13 protein-coding genes are annotated in these 18,493 nt (G+C 40.8%); 10 read left to right on the forward strand and 3 right to left on the reverse strand.

What is annotated here, in order from left to right; all coding sequences use genetic code 11:
* The first annotated feature begins 103 nt into the window (after window positions 1-103).
* The 3 genes from ACX3PZ_RS04530 (at window position 104) to yidC (ending at window position 3,162) form a co-directional block, all read left to right on the forward strand.
* On the forward strand, window positions 104-865 hold the full coding sequence (locus tag ACX3PZ_RS04530; protein ID WP_459083363.1) for a type IV toxin-antitoxin system AbiEi family antitoxin domain-containing protein: 762 nt from the start codon (window positions 104-106) through the stop codon (window positions 863-865).
* Window positions 866-884: 19 nt separating this feature from the next.
* Window positions 885-1,016 carry a transposase gene (locus ACX3PZ_RS04535; protein ID WP_459083364.1) on the forward strand — a complete coding sequence of 44 codons (132 nt, stop codon included), beginning with the start codon at window positions 885-887 and terminating at the stop codon, window positions 1,014-1,016.
* Between the two features lie 322 nt (window positions 1,017-1,338).
* Window positions 1,339-3,162, forward strand: a complete 1,824-nt coding sequence (gene yidC, locus ACX3PZ_RS04540) for a membrane protein insertase YidC (protein WP_459083365.1) — start codon at window positions 1,339-1,341, stop codon at window positions 3,160-3,162.
* Between the two features lie 59 nt (window positions 3,163-3,221).
* Here yidC and ACX3PZ_RS04545 read toward each other — a convergent pair whose 3' ends face one another.
* Window positions 3,222-3,806, reverse strand: a complete 585-nt coding sequence (locus tag ACX3PZ_RS04545; RefSeq protein WP_459083492.1) for a ribonuclease HII — start codon at window positions 3,804-3,806, stop codon at window positions 3,222-3,224.
* Between the two features lie 134 nt (window positions 3,807-3,940).
* Between ACX3PZ_RS04545 and ACX3PZ_RS04550 the strand changes: the two genes are divergently transcribed.
* The 7 genes from ACX3PZ_RS04550 to argS all read left to right on the forward strand — a co-directional run bounded on the left by ACX3PZ_RS04550 (window position 3,941) and on the right by argS (window position 16,652).
* On the forward strand, window positions 3,941-6,904 hold the full coding sequence (locus tag ACX3PZ_RS04550; RefSeq protein WP_459083366.1) for a SusC/RagA family TonB-linked outer membrane protein: 2,964 nt from the start codon (window positions 3,941-3,943) through the stop codon (window positions 6,902-6,904).
* Window positions 6,905-6,917: 13 nt separating this feature from the next.
* A complete protein-coding gene (locus ACX3PZ_RS04555; protein WP_459083367.1) occupies window positions 6,918-8,366 on the forward strand; it encodes a SusD/RagB family nutrient-binding outer membrane lipoprotein in 1,449 nt (482 codons plus the stop codon).
* Window positions 8,367-8,455: 89 nt separating this feature from the next.
* Window positions 8,456-8,956, forward strand: coding sequence for a DUF4251 domain-containing protein (locus tag ACX3PZ_RS04560; RefSeq protein WP_459083368.1), 501 nt, complete (start codon window positions 8,456-8,458; stop codon window positions 8,954-8,956).
* A gap of 497 nt (window positions 8,957-9,453) precedes the next feature.
* Entirely contained in the window at window positions 9,454-12,411 is a 2,958-nt protein-coding gene (locus ACX3PZ_RS04565) for a SusC/RagA family TonB-linked outer membrane protein (protein ID WP_459083369.1), read from the forward strand.
* A gap of 11 nt (window positions 12,412-12,422) precedes the next feature.
* A complete protein-coding gene (locus ACX3PZ_RS04570) occupies window positions 12,423-13,997 on the forward strand; it encodes a SusD/RagB family nutrient-binding outer membrane lipoprotein (protein ID WP_459083370.1) in 1,575 nt (524 codons plus the stop codon).
* 66 nt (window positions 13,998-14,063) lie between these two features.
* A complete protein-coding gene (locus ACX3PZ_RS04575) occupies window positions 14,064-14,738 on the forward strand; it encodes a hypothetical protein (RefSeq protein ID WP_459112000.1) in 675 nt (224 codons plus the stop codon).
* Between the two features lie 150 nt (window positions 14,739-14,888).
* Window positions 14,889-16,652: an arginine--tRNA ligase gene (gene argS / locus ACX3PZ_RS04580; protein WP_459083372.1), complete on the forward strand. Its 1,764-nt coding sequence runs from the start codon at window positions 14,889-14,891 to the stop codon at window positions 16,650-16,652.
* Window positions 16,653-16,834: 182 nt separating this feature from the next.
* Here the strand turns inward: argS and ACX3PZ_RS04585 are convergent, their stop codons facing one another.
* Together ACX3PZ_RS04585 and ACX3PZ_RS04590 are read right to left on the reverse strand one after the other, a co-directional pair.
* On the reverse strand, window positions 16,835-17,323 hold the full coding sequence (locus tag ACX3PZ_RS04585) for a DUF4920 domain-containing protein (protein ID WP_459083373.1): 489 nt from the start codon (window positions 17,321-17,323) through the stop codon (window positions 16,835-16,837).
* A gap of 37 nt (window positions 17,324-17,360) precedes the next feature.
* Window positions 17,361-18,491, reverse strand: a complete 1,131-nt coding sequence (locus ACX3PZ_RS04590; RefSeq protein WP_459083374.1) for a cytochrome-c peroxidase — start codon at window positions 18,489-18,491, stop codon at window positions 17,361-17,363.
* Window positions 18,492-18,493 lie beyond the last annotated feature (2 nt).

Raw genomic sequence — 18,493 nt, forward strand, 5'->3', positions numbered from 1 at the left:
AAAAAAACATGAATAAGCAAACTTATAGTTTGTATATTTATATTTAAATAAACTAAAGACTATTTTTATAGTTTAAAAAAAGTCGAAAACAGAAACTATTGGTTTGGAAAAAGAGCAAAAAATAAACCATCTTCTTAATTCACAGCCTCCGGGGGTCGTGTATTTAAGTTCGTGGTTAACGGAAAATGAGTTCTCCACGCAATTGCTGAACCGATATAAGACCAGCAATTGGATTTATTCTATAGGAACGGGAGCTTGGATGCGGGTGGGTGATAAGCCTACCTATCAGGGTGCTTTGTCCGCATTGCAACAGCAAGCTGGTCTGAATATCCATCCTGGAGGTAAAACGGCCTTGTCCTTATTGGGAAAAACCCATTATCTGGAGCTATCTGCAAAACAGATAACATTGTTCGGGGGAAGCGATGAAAATTTGCCCGCTTGGTTTTCAAAATACGATTGGGAGGTAAAAGTGAACTACTTCAGCTCCACCTTCCTTCCGCCCAAAATAGGGTTGCAAGTTTTGGAACAGGGGGCTTTCAGTTTGTTGGTGTCCAACCCTACAAGGGCCTTAATGGAATGTCTGTACCTAACGCCCAAAAAACAAGAACTGGTCGAGTGCTACGAAATCATGGAAGGGTTGAACAACCTCCGGCCAAAACAGGTACAGGAGCTCTTGGAGGCATGTACGTCCATAAAAGTAAAGCGGCTTTTCCTGTATATGGCAGAAAAGGCACGGCATGATTGGTTTAAATATATCGATTTAGACGGAATAGACCTTGGAAACGGGAAGCGTTCCTTGGTAAAAGAGGGTGTTTATATATCCAAATACCAAATAACCGTCCCTAAAGCATTTAGAACGCCATAAGTCCAAAGTGCGGGAAAACATGCTGAGCGAACTTGGAGAAATAAATCGCAAGCAGCGTAGTGTGGATGTGAAACCTGTATTTGCTCATATCAAATCCAACAGAAACTTCAAACGATTCACACATATAGGAATGCAAAAAGCAGAATTATAGTTCGGATTGCATGCATTAGCGCACAATTTAAGAAAGAAAGGAGCTTAAACAAGAGCCTCTTTTTGCTCAATCACTACAAATCGTGCAAACCCACAAAATATTTACTTAAAATTAAGTATATAAAAAAACCGCCTCAAAATTGTATTGAGACGGCTCCTTTTGCGTGAAAACTTGGCGTTTTGTACTTCGTTCGTTTTTCGCCCAAACTAAAAGGAGGCTTTCAAAAAAAAAATAGTAATTTTGTGACCTTGAAATTTGCACTAGGCTATAGAATAGTTTTAGAGGAAGTTAATTTAGATACAGACCAAATACGATATAAGGAATGCGACAAAATAACGGATTAGACAAGAATCAGTTAATTAGTTTTATGCTCTTCTCAGCACTTATGCTAGGGGCGATGTTCTATTTTCAGAACAAACAAAACAAAGAAGCCGAAGTAAAAACCCAAGAAGCGGCCGCAGTCGCTCAGAAGGTAGAGGCAGTAAAGCCCGCTGAAGCTGCGATTTTGGCCTCTACTGATAGTGCCGAGGCTTCTGTTCAGACCATCCCTTTGGAGTCCGAGGAGCTACGGCTTGAATTTTCCACTTTAGGGGGAGGGGTTTCCAAAGTAGAGCTTAAAAATTACAAAGCGTACGATTCCAAAACAGACAAAGCGGATTTGCCCCTGGTCATTGTTGAAAAGAACAGTGCTTCTTACGGATTTGAATTTAAGGACAAAACGGGCAAAACCATCAATACAAAAGATTTACTCTTTTCTCCTAGTCAGAATGGTAATCAACTGACCCTTACGGCGCAAAGTGCAGGAGCCAATATTTCATTTGTTTACACTTTAAATCCAAATTATACGCTTGATTTCAAGGTGAGAACAAAAGGTCTTTCCCAAATCTCAAACGATTCCAAAGCTGCCTTTAAATGGGACTACAATGTAATCAATGTGGAGAAAGGACGTAGCCAAGAACAAACGCATTCCGAATTTTCTTACGCATTTAATAATTATAAATCCTACGATTACGATGGGAGAACAGGCTTAGACGAAAAAGGAGAAACCCTAAACTGGATTGGAGTGAAGCAGCAGTTTTTCGCCTCTATTATTGAGTCTTCGAATGGATTTAATGGATCTGTTGGAAATCAGGATATGATTGAAGAAGGACCCTATTTAAAGAAATTAAACTTTTCAGGGGATGTTCAAATGACGGCAGGAGAGTTAAACCAAGATTTCAATTGGTATTTCCTTCCCCTAGACTTGCCCCTTTTGAAATCATACGATAAGAATTTTGATGAAATCCTTCCTTTGGGATGGTCTTTCATTGGAACGATTAACCGTTGGTTTTTCATGCCTTTGTATAACTTCATTTCGTCCTTCGGAATTGCCGCAGGTTGGGTCATTTTCCTAATGACCATTATTGTGAAATTAATCCTCTCTCCCGTGATGTTCAAGCAGCATAAGCTTAGTGCGATGATGCGAGTCATTCGTCCAGAAATCGACGAGGTAAATAAACAATACAAAGATGCTGATGCGATGAAGCGTCAGCAGGCCACGATGGCAGTCTATCGAAAGGCCGGGGTGAATCAAATGGCCGGTTGTTTACCCGCGCTACTTCAGGTGCCTATTTTCTATGCACTCTTTCGATTCTTCCCTAACTTTATTGACTTGAGAGGAGAAAGCTTCTGGTTTGCAAAAGACCTAACCGCATACGACGATTTGATTCAACTTCCGTTTGCACTTCCTATCCTTGGAGACCATTTAAGCGTATTTGCGATTGCATGTACGGCTGTGATTTTAGTGTACACGATGCTTACCGCTGGGAACATGCAGCAGCCTACTGCGCCAGGAATGCCTAATATGAAGGTCTTAATGTATATCTTCCCTATCACCTTCTTGTTCTTCTTAAACACGATGGCTTCAGGACTTTCATGGTATTATTTTGTTTCCAATGCGATTAACATTGTCATTATCCTTGTGATCAAATATTGGATCTTGGATGAGAAAAAAATCCATGCACAGATTCAGGCGAACAAAGCCCAACCTAAGAAAGAAGGGAAGTTCCAAAAGCGTATGCGAGAAATGATGGAGCAGGCTCAAGAGCAGCAAAAAACCCAACAAAATCAAAAAAAACCTAGCTCGAATCGTTCGAATAAGAAGTAAGGTTTAGCCCAATAAAAATGAAAACAGGAAGCAAAAGCTTCCTGTTTTCGTTTTTTATATTAGTCGTATTTGAGTCGAAAACTTTGTCGATGATAGGGAGTGGGTCCAAATCGATTGAGGGCTTCGCGATGTACTTTGGTTGCGTATCCCATGTTTTTATCCCACCCGTACTGTGGAAACTCGGAATGAAGTTTACCCATGAGTTCATCTCGATAGGTTTTTGCTAATATAGAGGCGCAAGCCACTGAGAGAACTTTAGCGTCCCCTTTGACCACGCAGGTGTGAGGTATCGATCCGTAGGTATGAAATCGATTTCCATCGACAACAATATGCTCCGGTCTTACTTTTAAGTCATCTATCGCGAAATGCATCGCCTTAATACTTGCATTTAAGATGTTATGCTCATCGATCACAGCCGGGGGTAACTCCGCAATTGCATAGTCCCATGCATGCTGTTTAATATACAAAGCCATCTGCTGACGGGACTTTGCGGATAGTTTTTTTGAGTCGTTTATTAATTCATGAAAAAAATCTTCTTTTAATATGACGGCTGCGGCGACTACTGGACCCGACAAACAGCCGCGACCTACTTCGTCGCAACCTGCTTCTACTAGGCTATTTGTCAATTTTTTTATTAACATAATTCGTATTCGTTTTAATTCACATAAAGCGAAAATCCTTTCCCAAATATAAAAAATTTTTAAGAATTTATTAACTAAACGTTTGGTCAATTTAACAAAGTTTTGCACATTTGTCTATTGAAAAAATTTAATTTGATATGAAGAAACTAACAACAAGCGTTTTAGCCGTTGTGTTGACTTCGTCATTTGCACTTGTAAATGCGCAGGTTGACACCACTAGAACTGCAGATATCGAGGGCGTTGTCGTAACGGCACTCGGTATTAAAAGGGAGAAAAAATCTCTAACTTATTCTTCACAAGAAGTGAAGGCAGATGAAATTACCGGCGGGACGACCAACACTGGTAACGTAGCTTCTCAACTTTCTGGGAAAGTGGCAGGTTTACAGGTGAACACTAACAACAACTTTGGGGGATCTACCAACCTTGTTATTAGAGGGTACAAATCGCTGAATGGTGGGAATCCATTAGTCGTAATTGACGGATCGCCCGTAAGTAACAATTCCTTATCTGGTTTCTATGATTTCGGTAACTTCTTATCGGATATCAACCAAGAGGACATTGAATCGATGAACGTATTGAAAGGAGCTGCGGCTTCGGCTCTTTACGGAGAGAGAGGACTTAACGGGGTAATTGTGATTACTACCAAGAATGGACGTGGATCAAACGATAGCCGTTGGGGGGTAACGCTGAATACAGCAGCCAACTTTGGGGTAATTGATAAATCTACATTCCCAGAATACCAAAACAAATTTGGTGGTGGATACGCAGGGAACGATTTCACGTTTGGTTCTGATTACACGAACTACAACGATGACGGTTCCTTCGGACCTGCTTACGATGGACACCCAATTTACCATTGGGACTCTTTTGACCCAACGTCGCCAAACTACGGGAAAATGAGACCTTATGTAGCAGGAGCTCATACACCAGTAGACTTCTTCGAAACGTCTTCGAATTATGTGAACTCGATCACATTAGAGAAAAGTGCTGAGAAATCTAACATCATGCTAGGATACACAAACCAGATGATGACAGGGATTATGCCGAATTCTAATTTAAGAAAGAATACGCTATCCACTAAGTTCAACTTTGATTTTACAGATAAACTATCAGCAAGTATCTACTCAACTTTGACACTTCAAGATACGAAAGGTCGTAACGAAACTGGGTATTCTGATAACCAAATGTCTGCTTTCAGACAATGGTGGAACGTAGATGCGGATATGTATGCACTTAAGAATGCTTACAACAGAACAAAACAAAACATCACGTGGAACAGAAAATCTCCAACCAATCCAACACCGGCATATTGGGATAACCCTTACTTCGCAAGATATCAAAGTTATCAGACCGATGATAGAATTAGAAACTTTAGCTATGCAGCCGTTGACTATAAATTTAGTCCAAATGTTTCTGCAACCGCTAAATTATCTTATGACTATTTAGGAATGACGCTTGAGGAAAGATTAGCTGCAGGTTCTGCTCCAAGAGGATTTGGTGCTTCAGGTGACAACGTTACCTCTGGGTATTCAAAACAAACGATTAGACAAACCGAAGCTAACTTCGATTTATTAGCGAATTACAACTTTGACTTAAGTGATGATATGGACATCTCTGGGGTTGTGGGAGGAAACGTAAGAAGAAACCAATATGAATCTGACTATGCTTCTACAGAAGGTGGATTAGCACTACCAGGTTTGTATGCTCTTTCTAATTCTGCGGGACAACCTTTACCTGTTAGTGAGACTTTAAATAAAATCGCGACTGCAGGTGCGTACGCGACTGCGTCATTAGGGATTTTAGATACTTATTTCATCGACGGTACTTACCGTGTGGATAAATCATCAACTCTTCCAAAAGATAACAATGCTTATGGATACGGATCTATTGCAGGATCTATTGTTCTTTCCAACCTGGTAAAACCTAACTTCTTAAGTTTCTGGAAAATCCGTGGTAACTACGCTGTAGTTGGGGGAGCAACAAGTCCTTACCAGCTTAAGAATACCTATGGAAACATTGGTAACTTCGCAGGTGTAGTATTGTATGATACTGCTAATACTCTTGCAAACGCTGAACTTAAGCCAGAAAGATCGAAAGAGGTTGAGTTAGGTATGGAGGCGCAATTCTTCAGAAACAGATTAGGATTTGATGTAACTGTATACGATACAAGAACTGAAGACCAGATTATTAGCTTACCAATTTCAGTAGGTACAGGATATTCTGCAACTGTATTTAATGCAGGTCGTATTGACAACAAAGGGATTGAAGTTTCAGTTAATGCAACTCCAATTAAAACTTCCAATTTCTCATGGGATATGGACATTAACTTTGCGAAAAACAAAAACAAAGTTGTGGACTTAAACGGTGTTGATAATTACCAATTAGGAGGTTACCAAGGTGGTGTTACATTAAATGCAACCGTTGGTGAAGCGATGGGTACTTTAAGAGGTACAGATTATGTATATCACGAAAACGGTCAAAGAATTGTTAGATCAAATGGTCTTTGGCAGAAATCGGGTAACAGAGAAGTAATTGGAAATATTACTCCGGACTGGACTGGAGGGGTTAGAAACTCCTTCAAATACAAAGGTCTTAGTGCAAGTTTCTTAATTGACGTTCAACAAGGAGGAGATACCTTCTCTACTGACTTATGGTACGGGTACTCTACTGCGCTTTATGCGGATACAGTGGACCCAATGTACAGAGATCCTAGCGGAGTTGTACTACCAGGTGTTGATGCAAACGGAAATCCAAATACGGCAGAAATTGGTAACGGTGCATTAGATGCAAATTCATACTTTGGTTACAACCCTAAAGGGTATGGAAACGTTCCTAACAGTGAGCACGTATACGATGCTTCTTACGTGAAATTAAGAGAAGCTAGTATCTCTTATGCACTTCCTAAATCAATCCTTTCTGGAACATTTGTGGAAGCAGTTACAGTATCCTTAGTGGGAAGAAACCTTTGGATTATTCACAAGAATCTTCCGTATGCAGATCCTGAAGCAGGAGTTGGTGGTGGACTAAGATCAAGAGGTAACTCAATCGGTGTCTTACCAACTACTAGAGATTTTGGATTTAATGTCAATATTAAATTTTAATACTATTTGAACAATGAAAAAGTTAATTTATATAGCGTGTAGTATATTCCTTGCTACTTCAATCACAATGTCTTGTGAAAGGGATATCTCGAGCCTCAACGTAAATCCGAAGAAACCGGAAGTGGTTCCGTCCGCAAATTTAGTGGCGGCCTCTCAACAGTATCTTGCGGAACAGTGGGTGACTCCAAGTGTGAACTTAAATATTGCGAGATTCTTTACTCAACAGTGGACAGAAACTCAATATGTAGATGAAACCAACTACAATTTTGTAACTAGAAACCAACCTCAGAATCATTATAATACATTGATGAGGGATATTTTAGGACCACTTAAGACCGCTTCGGTTTATTTAGAAACAGAAGCAGAAAGTACAAATTATAGTACTGCAGATCAGGCTAAAATCAAAACCAATAAGCATGCAACGATCGAGCTTCTTTCTGTGTTTGCTTGGGCTAATTTAGTGGATACTTTTGGAGATGTTCCTTATTCAGAAGCACTTCAGAATGGAGAAACTAAAATTTTGCAACCAAAATACGATGATGCAGCTACCATTTACGCAGACTTAGAAACAAGACTGAATGCTGCTTTGGCTTCCATTACTCCTGGTCTTCCAGGATATGATGTAGATCTTGTCTACAAAGGAAACATGTCCAAGTGGAAAAAATTTGGAAATACCTTGAAGTTACAGATGGGATTAAACTTGGCTGATGTAAACCAAGCGAAAGCCAAAACGATGATCGAAAGCGCATACCAAGATGGCGTGATTTTAACGGAGGCAGATGCTTATTCTCATCCTTTTATGAACGGTCAGTTTGCAAATCCAGTTTATCAAAATTTAGTAGCGAGTGGTCGTGATGACTTTATTCCTGCGGATGTGTACATGAATTACTTAAAGAGTGTAAACGACCCAAGAGTACCAAAATACTTTACAGTAGATAAAGATGGAAATTACGAAGGTGGTCCTTATGGAGTACTTGCTGCTTACGCAAACTACTCACACATTTCACCAGACATTACAAAAGCGGACGTTCCGGGTAGAATTTTAGATGTTGATTACACGAAATTCATGCTATTAGAAGCTGCTGCTAGAGGATTTAGTGTTGGGAAAACTGCTGCTCTTTGGTATGTGGATGCTGTAACACAGTCTATGAATACATGGGGAGTTGATGCTGCCGATACGGCTGCTTTCCTTCTTGCAAATCCATACGATGCGGTTAACTGGAAGAAATCAGTTGGTTTAGCTGCTTGGAGTGCAATGCACAACAGAGGAATTGAAGCTTGGTACTTCTTTAGAAGACTTGATTCACCTACTCTAGTGGTTCCAGGAATTGCAGACGGGTTGGTATACAGAATGCCATATTCTAGTAACGAATATTCAACTAACGAAGTGAATGTGAAAGCAGCAGCTAGTGCTATTGGAGGAGACTCTTATACGACTAAGTTGTTCTGGGACATTCATTAATATTTAGAATTATATTTTTAAACCGCCTTCGGGCGGTTTTTTTTACCTTTATACAATTCTACCATACACAACACCAAAATCGAAATCCTATGAAAAAAATTCTATTTAATACCTGCATGATTGCCCTTCTGGCGACACTTATTAGTTGCTCGTCCAAGAAGGTAAGCTTTGAGAATATACAACAGATGGTGTATTCTAACAATTTTAACTTCATTGCGAAAGATTATACGAGTCGAACGACTTATAGTGCGCCCGCTGGCACCGGACGGATTGTGAGTACCACAATTCAAGACGGGACAAGTGATAAAATAGGTGTGCAAGTGAATCACGACGAGTTAAGAATCAATTTGCCAATTAACGACAAGGAGTCCAAATTAGACAAGACCTCTTTGGTGGCACTTTCTCAAGACTTCACCGTCGCTAGAAAAACATTGGACAATGGAAACATTCTTCTTAATTTCTTTTTGAATGACCAAACCGATATTAACCTTGTGAAAATGGAGGTGGATAAATCTGGAAAGATTGATTGCTCCATTGAAGGACCCAATCAGAAACCTCTCCTTTTTGTAGGGACAATTGAAAAGAACTAAAATTTCTAATTTGATTTAATGAGCCGCCTTTTGGCGGCTTTTTTATGCTCATATTTCAGCTTTTTTGAAGCGCTTTCGCAAACCCTCGAAGTTTCTTTCTTTTTTAACGATTGATGCTGGATCAAAGGATTGTTACTCACAATCGTTTTCAGTATGTAGTATGGTTACGGGAGATCTGACCTTACTATCCAATGCGATTTATTCAATAGTTTGCTTTTTTTTCATGTGTTTTCTAATTCTGAGTAAAGGAATGTTGGTTTTAGTAGAATGAATATTTCCTTTCATTTAAGAAGGTGAAATATCATAAATGTTTTCTGTCAAGTCGCTTAGGACGGGCGTTCACAAAGTTTTATATGAATGCGATTCATATTGTGGTTAATGTATTCAATCTGACATTTTCGTTCATTATCTAAAATTTATTAAGAAATTTTTAACAAAACCCTTTGTGGTTTTAACAAATATTTGCACATTTGAATATCCAAAAAATTTAATTTGATATGAAGAAATTAACAACTAGCGTTCTGGCCGTTGTATTGACCTCTTCGTTTGCGCTCGTGAATGCGCAACAAGGGGACTCGGTAAGAACTCAAAACATTGGTGAGGTAGTCATTACCGGAGCCTTGGGTATCAAAAAAATTGTTGATGCTCAAACTTCTGCTCAGCAAGTTGTAACGGCTGAGGCCTTAAACCAAGCCTCGAACTCGAATCCAATTCAAGCTTTAACAGGGAAGGTATCGGGGTTACAGATTACTCAAACCAATAGCAGTGTCAACAGTTCAAGCTCCATTCAGCTGAGAGGAGCTCGTTCCATTACAGGGAACAACGAAGCACTGATCGTAATAGACGGGGCAATCTCCACGGCCTCGATCTTTCAACAGTTGCCTACCGATGTTATTGAATCGGTAAACGTAATTAAAGGGGCGCAAGGATCAGCCCTGTATGGATCAGACGGGGTAAACGGGGTGATTGTGATTACCACGAAGCAAGGATCAAGACGAGGTCTTACTGTAAATTACAGTGGGACTGTAGATTTTGAACAAGTTGCGAAGCTTCCAATTCGACAAACAAACTACGGCCAAGGTTGGGACGGTGCGAGAGACCAATATGAAAATGGGGCGTGGGGTCCCGCTTTTGATGGATCTATGACCACTTATGGATATCCACTTTACGATTATGACGGAGATGGCTTCTTTAATTTGGATAGCTGGAATTACGGTTCCGACGATATGACTTCTGGAGACATTCCAGCTCAGATTGCCGGCAGGTATGAGGCGAGAGATGAGGTGAAGAAGTTCTTTAAAATGGGTTCTGTCTTTAGTAATGATTTAACGATTAATGCGGGAAGTGAAGGGAAGTATGCCCTTTTGAATATTTCTCATATGAATCGGAACTTTGTAATCCAGGATGATACGAACCGAAGAACCTCTTTACTCTTTAAAGGGGGAGCTAAGGTGAACAAGTGGACGATCGACGGAAGTGTGAATTATATTCGAAGAACGACTTCTGAAACCAATGGAGGTCTTTATTGGGATTTACTTCAATCGGCACCAGACATTCCAGTTACGGCGTACAAAGACTATCCGGACAATGCCTATGCATGGAATATCTATTATTTAAACCCGTACTGGTACATTAAGCATAACCGAAGCAATTATTCTGGAAATTTCTTAAATGCAACCGCGTCCTTGGGGTATCAAGTGAACGATCATATTTCCGTAAAGTACACGGGGAACATACAGAACAACAATACAACAAGTACTCAGTACCAAGACGATTGGTCTAACTCGTTGATTCACCCGGATTACAGACCTTACATTAGTTCCATTGTTTCCAACCTAAATATTCGTCAAACGAATGATTTGAGATACTACGGCGATTTACTCGTTAATTTCAATTACGACTTGACCGAAGATTTGAACATGAACTTAACGGTGGGAAATAACTACCAAGAAAGACAATACAAAGTGTCTGAAGCGGGAGGGACGAACCTTGACATTGCAGGACTATATTCCATTTCAAACGTAACCAAACCCTACGCGGCAACAGCCCTTGAAAATGGAACTTACAGAAGAAACTCTTACGCATTCTTTGGTAACTTAGACTTAGCGTATAAAAACTTCCTATTCTTAAATGCAACGGGAAGAAACGAATGGACTTCTGTGCTTCCAAAAGACAACAATTCATACTTCTATCCTTCTGTAGGACTTTCCTTTGTTCCAACAAAAGCATGGGATTTTGGTGGAAATGTACTTAACTACATGAAAGTGTCTGCTAACTGGGCGCGTGTAGGGAACTCAAGTTCTATCGGTTGGTATGGTATCAACCAGATCTCAGAGATTGGAAGCGGATTTCCGTACACCAACGGTAGTCTTTCGTATGTAAATTCACTGAATGCAACGGATCCTGAGATTCGTCCAGAGTTCGTAACCAGTAAGGAGATTAACTTAGCATTAGGATTCTTAAGAGACCGGATCACACTTTCCGGATCTGTGTTCCAACAAGATACTGATGATTTGATTACCACTCAAACGACATCGAATGCCTCTGGGATTAACACCAAATTAATTAACATTGGTCTGATGCAGTCCAAAGGTTTAGAAATTGATTTAGGCGTTTCTCCTATTCGCACGAAAGATTTTACGTGGGATATGAACTTCTCATATTATACGGCGCAATCGAAGGTACTTAAGGTGACCGACGAAACCGACGAAGTAAGTTTACTTACATTAGGATCAAGAGCAGGTATTTACGCAAAAGAAGGATACTTGTTCCCGCTCATTAAAGTAAACATGATGCAGCGTGACGAAAATGGGAACATTATCGTGAATTCCGCAACAGGAAATCCACTTGTGACTTCCAATTTAGTGGAAGCTGCCACTGCGGTGCCGAAACATACCTATGGATTTACAACCAACGTACGATACAAAGGACTGAAATTAGGGGTGGTAATGGATTACAGAACCGGACATAAATTTGTTGGGGATGTGGCCAATGGGCTTTCTTTTAACGGAACTATTTATGAGTCTGGACAAATGGATAGAACCCAAGGGTATATCATTCCAGGATCGGTTTACGATAACGGTAGTGGAACCTACGTTCCCAATACGGATGTCTATGTAGGAGGTAATCACGCAGACTACGGTGGTGTACTTTCTTACTATTCAAGTATCTACAACCGTATTGGTGAGAACTTCCTATTTGATGCGACCGCATTCAAGGTTAGAGAATTATCGCTTAGTTATTCTTTATCTCAAAACATTCTTGCCGGTACAGGTATGAACGAACTGACCTTCGGAGTGCATGCGAGAAATCCATTTGTGAAGTACGCGGATGACAACTTAAACTATGCGGATCCGGAAACGAGTTTCACCTCAGGGAATGCGAAAGGAATTGCGACCAGTACGCAATACCCTAACCAAAGAACCTACGGTTTCTCATTAAATGTTAAATTTTAATCTCGAATAATATGAAAAAGTATATAATCGCGTCGTTAGCTGGACTTCTAGCTTTAACGTCGTGCAGGTTGGATGATAATTTAAATCCAAACAAACCCGTATCTTCTGCCATTAGTTTAAAGCAAAGGTTAGCCGCGGCACAAACCTCAACCTACGCGATTCAGGCAGGTCGAATGAATGCCCTTGGAAATCTGTGGATGAACGCATGGACAGGGAACAATTACCAGTACGGAAATCCCGCTACAGATGAAACCAACTTAACGCTCCATTCAGGCTTTTATGCTGGTATATGGAACGATATGTACCGTGCAGTGACGCGCCTTCAGGTGATGATCGATTCAGATCAGGCCGCGCAAGCACCTAATCACGTGGCCATTGCTAAGATTATGAAAGCGTACTACATGCAATACATTGTGGATCTTTACGGGGACATCCCGTATACCGAAGCATTTCAAGAAGCGGATCTTGTAACACCCACATACGATAACGATGCAGATGTTTATAAGGCCTTGGCAACTGAGTTAATGGAAGCGATCACTCTTATCAATAACAGCGGAAGTGCTGATTTTGCGGTGAGCGCAACGGAAGATGTCATGCTTGGCGGAAAAATGGCTGAGTGGAAGAAATTCGCAAATACCATTCTCTTAAAGTATGCAGTAAGATTATCCAATACCACGGACGGTACTGGAGTAGCGACCAGAAATGAAATTCTTGGAAAACTTGCAGGAGCACAGTTTTTAACGGCGGATGTAAAAATTCAACCGGGATACAATGCCTCCACGGCTGCAAGTCAGAACCCTTTATACAACTGGTTTGGTAGACAAACAGCGACCGGATCTTCCAATACAGGAGGGTACCTGCTATATCGCGCTTCAGACCATATTGTGAAAACCTTAACAGGGGACGTAAATAAAATTACAGCCGGGGTAGTAGACCCTAGAGCGGGCTTCCTCTTTGCAACGGCGACGGAGTATTGTACAAAAATAGTATCTTACCAAGGGCTTGTTCAAGGAGCTGTCAAAGCTGTTGACGACTGCCCAGATGGCACCAAACGTGCAAACGGAAACTTCTCCGGTTTCGGTGGAATCTTTGCCCAAGCGGCCGGTACGGGATCTAGTGCACCCGGTGTGGTCATGTTCCTTGCGGAAAGTGAACTACTTCAAGCCGAAGCTGCTGTCTATTATCCAGGTACATTCTCAGGAGGTCAATCGCATTTTGAGAAAGCGGTACAAGCTTCGTTTGTGGCTGACGGACTCACAGCGGTAGATGCAACCGCATACTTAGCTGCGATTACGGCCAAACCACAAGTAGGTTGGGGATTAACGAAAGAAGATCAATTGGCAGCAATTCAATACCAAAGATGGATTGCACTTACCAATTACAACGCACTTGAAACCTTTATTAATTACAAGAAAACGGGGTACCCTGTAACGCCACTTTCTTTATCAACTTCAAAAACAACCAAACCGTTTAGACTTGTATATCCTGCATCAGAATATTCTGCGAATGCGGCGAATGTACCTCAAATGACGGGAGACGATGTGTTTGATAGAGCAAGCGACCTTACCCCTTTCTGGTATAAATAAGAACAAAGCTTGCTAAAAATTAAAATTAATGAGCAACTCAAAAGTTGCTCATTTTAAATCTTATCCATGAAGAAAATCATACTTATCTTTTGTCTTGTTTCCTGTATCGTATCCTTTGCTCAAAATTGGGCTTCAGGTGGAGACTCCTTTGAAAGCGATAGACTTCGCTCCGTCCTTTCTAAAAAATCTGTCCAGTACAATGAAGTAGAAGGGTCGGTCTATTTGAATGATAAATTCATAGAGGCGCAAATTAAAGGCGTGGAAGGGCAGTGGCCTGTACGTTACGATGCATACAAAGACGAGATCGAAGTAAGCAAAGATGGGGAAGTATTTGTTCTCAAAAAAGAACCAGAATTTGAGGAGATCAATTGGATAGGAAAGGGAGATAAGGCCCGTTTGGTGTCCTATGAGGATGGAAATAAGAAGGTGTTAGGGTATTTGTTCTTAGTGGAGCAGACGCCAACTTACACTTTGTATAGAAAAGACAAAGTCAATTTCAAAGAAGCCAAACAAGCGAGCACTCCCCTTGAAATTCAATTGCCAAGCCGTTTTGTACCTAGTTCTACGACGTATTACATCCAAAGTGGAGATACGTTCTATGAAATTGCGAAGAAAGGCAAAGGGTTAGAAAGTCTTTTCCCAGAAGGGAAAAAGGGTCTTTCCAATTGCGTAAAAGAGTCGAAGTTAAAAGAAAACGAACTCTCAAGTGTGAAGGCCTTTTTGAAATGCCTTCCCAATTAAAACAAAACCAAGTCACAGGATATTCCTGCTTCATAACTTGTAATTTTTTCAATCAAGTTAGAGAGGCTAATATGAATTAGCCGAAATCGACTCATGTTTCATGAGTCGATTTTTTATTTTGCAGTATATTTGCATAACAAACCCTTAGAAATGACAATTAAAGCCACACTACAGAAAAAACTCTCTGAGTTAATTCAGAATTTATATCAAATTAATGACATCACACTCGAGGTCCAAGACAACAAAACGGATTTTGAGGGAGATTTCACAGTGGTGATATTTCCTCTTGTAAAACTATTGAAAAAGAGTCCTGATTTAATTGGTTTGGAATTGGGAGGAGCCCTTACGGGCAATACAGATTTTGTTCATGACTTTAATGTGGTGAAAGGGTTTTTGAATTTGAAGTTGAAAGATGAGTTCTTTCTGAAAGAACTTTTAGCCACCCAAAGTGGACTCGATCAAATTGAACAGAAAGAGAAGACTGTGATGGTAGAGTATTCCTCGCCGAACACAAACAAACCTCTGCATTTAGGGCACATCCGAAACAACCTTTTAGGGTTTTCGGTCGCTGCTATTTTGAAAGAAGCAGGCTATCATGTGGTCAAAACTCAAATTATAAATGATCGTGGAATCCATATCTGTAAGTCGATGCTTGCGTGGCAGGAATCTGGACTAGAACAAACCCCTGAGTCCACGGGACTTAAAGGTGACAAATTGGTGGGAAACTACTATGTTGCTTTTGATAGGAAGTATAAGCAGGAAATAAAGGAATTAATGCAGTCCGGACTCTCGGAAGCAGAGGCAAAAAAAGAAGCCCCTTCTATTAAGAAAGCGCAGCGGATGCTACTCGACTGGGAGAAAGGAAATCAAGAGGTTCGTGATTTATGGAATACCATGAATTCTTGGGTTTACGAGGGTTTTGGAGAAACCTACAAGAACCTTGGAGTTGATTTTGATCAGGTCCAATACGAAAGCAATACGTACCTATTAGGAAAGGATATCATTCAAAAAGGACTCAATGAGGGAGTCTTTACACGTCGTGAGGACGGATCCATCTGGGTGGATCTGTCTGCTGAGGGATTGGATGAAAAGCTCCTTCTTCGCTCTGACGGAACCTCCGTGTATATGACGCAAGATTTAGGAACTGCAGTGCAGCGATTTAAAGACAATCCCATCCATAAGTTAATTTATACCGTTGGAAATGAACAGGATTACCACTTTCAAGTCCTTTTCAAAATATTAGGGAAATTAGGATATTCTTGGGCAGATCAACTTTATCACCTGTCCTATGGAATGGTGGAGCTTCCCGAGGGTAAAATGAAATCTAGAGAAGGGACGGTTGTAGATGCAGACGATTTAATGGAGGAAATGTACCTTACAGCCAAAGAGAAAGCGCAAGAATTAGGAAAGCTTGAATCCTTAAACGAGGAGCAGAAAGAGGCCTCTTACAAGGCTGTGGGTCTAGGAGCCTTAAAATACTTCATGCTAAAAGTGGACCCTAAAAAGAAGATGCTTTTTAACCCAAAAGAGAGCATAGATTTTAACGGAAATACAGGTCCCTTTATTCAGTACACTTATGCACGAATTCAGTCCTTACTTAGTAAGGCAGGCTTCGAGGACTCGACTGAGATCTCTTTCTCTGGTGAACTAAATGAGTATGAGAAAGAACTGATTCAAGTACTTTCCAATTATAAAGAAGTGGTAGGGAAAGCAGCGGATGCTCTTTCACCAGCACATGTCGCTAATTATGTATACGAGCTCGTAAAATCCTACAACGCATTCTACCAAAATACTCCCATTTTAAATGGGGAGCAGGAGCAAAAGAACTTACGCTTAACTCTTTCGTTTGTAACAGGGAGGGTTATTCAGCGAGCCTTAGGCCTTCTGGGGATTTCAACCGTACAAAGAATGTAAAAGACTACCTTTCAAAATTCGTTCTTGAAATACCTAGTTCAGAGCTGAAATTACATTGCAACTTATATAAGACCACTGTTTTGAGTGGTCTTTTGATTTTTTAAGGTTTGGGGCAAATGAAAAAGAGCTGAATTCTTTTTTTAGAAAACAGCTCTTACAAATTGACTAGAGAAAGGGGTCGTTTAGTTTACGACCTTGATGCCTGAAGCAAGCACGCGAATCTCTGTTTGTGGTTTCGTGATTTTTGCAATCTCTGAAGCAGATTTTCCTGCATCCTGAGCGTAGTGCTTAAGTTCTTTAACCGAAGTCACCATCTTTTCCGCATCAGCATCTAAGAGAATGGTTTTTCCCATAATGTCTTGAGGAAGGAAAAATGCGTAGTCTTTCATTTTTACAAACACGCGTGTGTCCATGTCATTAACAAGGGTTAACCAGCATCCTTTCTTTTCACAGACTCCGCTTACCTCTGCTCGGATCACAAGGTTTTCTAATTTGTCTTTACTTGACATCTCGCGAACAAGTTTGTCTGCACTGTATACATCGAAGGTTTGAGCTTCACTAACACCAGAACCGTACTCTTGACCCTTGGTTGCAGGGGCAATATCCGCTACTTGAGCATTTAGAGTAAGGGAGGCTAAGAACAGGCCGGTTAGAAGGATTAATTTTTTCATAACTTTATTTGTTGATTATTTATTGTGTATAATTTTATTATTTTGGAAGCTCGGGAGCTCTCATTTTGTAACGTAAACTGTGGAGCGATTTAAGGAAGTTTTCAAGGTCCACAAGTTCAGTTTCTGAAAGATTAAGACTGGTTAGCATACCGGATTTTTCTGGTGAGATTCCCCGCCCGCTTTCTTTCCATTTCTCATTGGGCATTCCTGCGTTGTACATATTTAATACGCCACGAATATCGGGAAACAATCCGTTATGCATGTAGGGGGCAGTGTGAGAGATTTCTCGAAGAGATGGCGTTTTGAATTTCCCGACATCTTCCTTGTTTTTGCTGATTTCGTAGCGTCCTAGATCTTCGTATTCACGGTCGAAATAAGTAAGTCCTACATTGTGAAACTTCTGATCTGAAAAGTAGGGTGTATTGTGGCAGTTAATGCAATTGGCTTTGGTTCTAAAGAGATGAAGTCCTCGAACTTCGGAATCGCTAAGTGCGTCTTTTTTTCCTTTTACAAATTGATCGAAACGAGTAGCGGGACTTAAAAGGGTCCTCTCAAAGGTTGCAATGGCTTTGTCTATTTTGTCTTGTGTGATTTTCCCTTCGCCAAAAGCCTCTTCGAAAAGCGGTCTGTACGCTTTTATCTTGGCTATTCGTTTTACGGCAAGTTTGGAATGAATATTCATTTCCACTGGGTTTTCAATTGGGAATTTCACTTGGTCTTCTAAATCCTTTGCTCTCCCATCCCAGAATAAGGAAGTGGCGTACGCAATGTTTACAAGTGTAGGGGTGTTTCGTATGCCTAGTTGGCGATCGTGGCCATACGCGACTCTTCTTGCGTCTGCCCACATCAGTTCCGGATCGTGGCAACTGGCACACGAAATTTGGCCGGACTCAGAAAGTCGAGGATCAAAGAAGAGAGTTTTTCCAAGTTCTTCTTTTTCTTTGCTGTAGGGATTGTCTTTCGGGAATTTCGGTTTGGGAAGGGGGCCAATGTCCTGAAAACCCTCGCGAGCCTCCTCAAACAAATGAGCTTCTGGCCAAGTGGAGGGATCTCCGCTGGAGTACAGGGCTCTTAAATCAATGCCTCGGTCGGCGCGCGTGGATTCATTCACCGGAGTGAAGGAATAAACTAAAACCAGAAGCGCGACAAGCGGAAGTACAAATTTCATAG

The organism is Chryseobacterium sp. A321 (assembly GCF_054489265.1).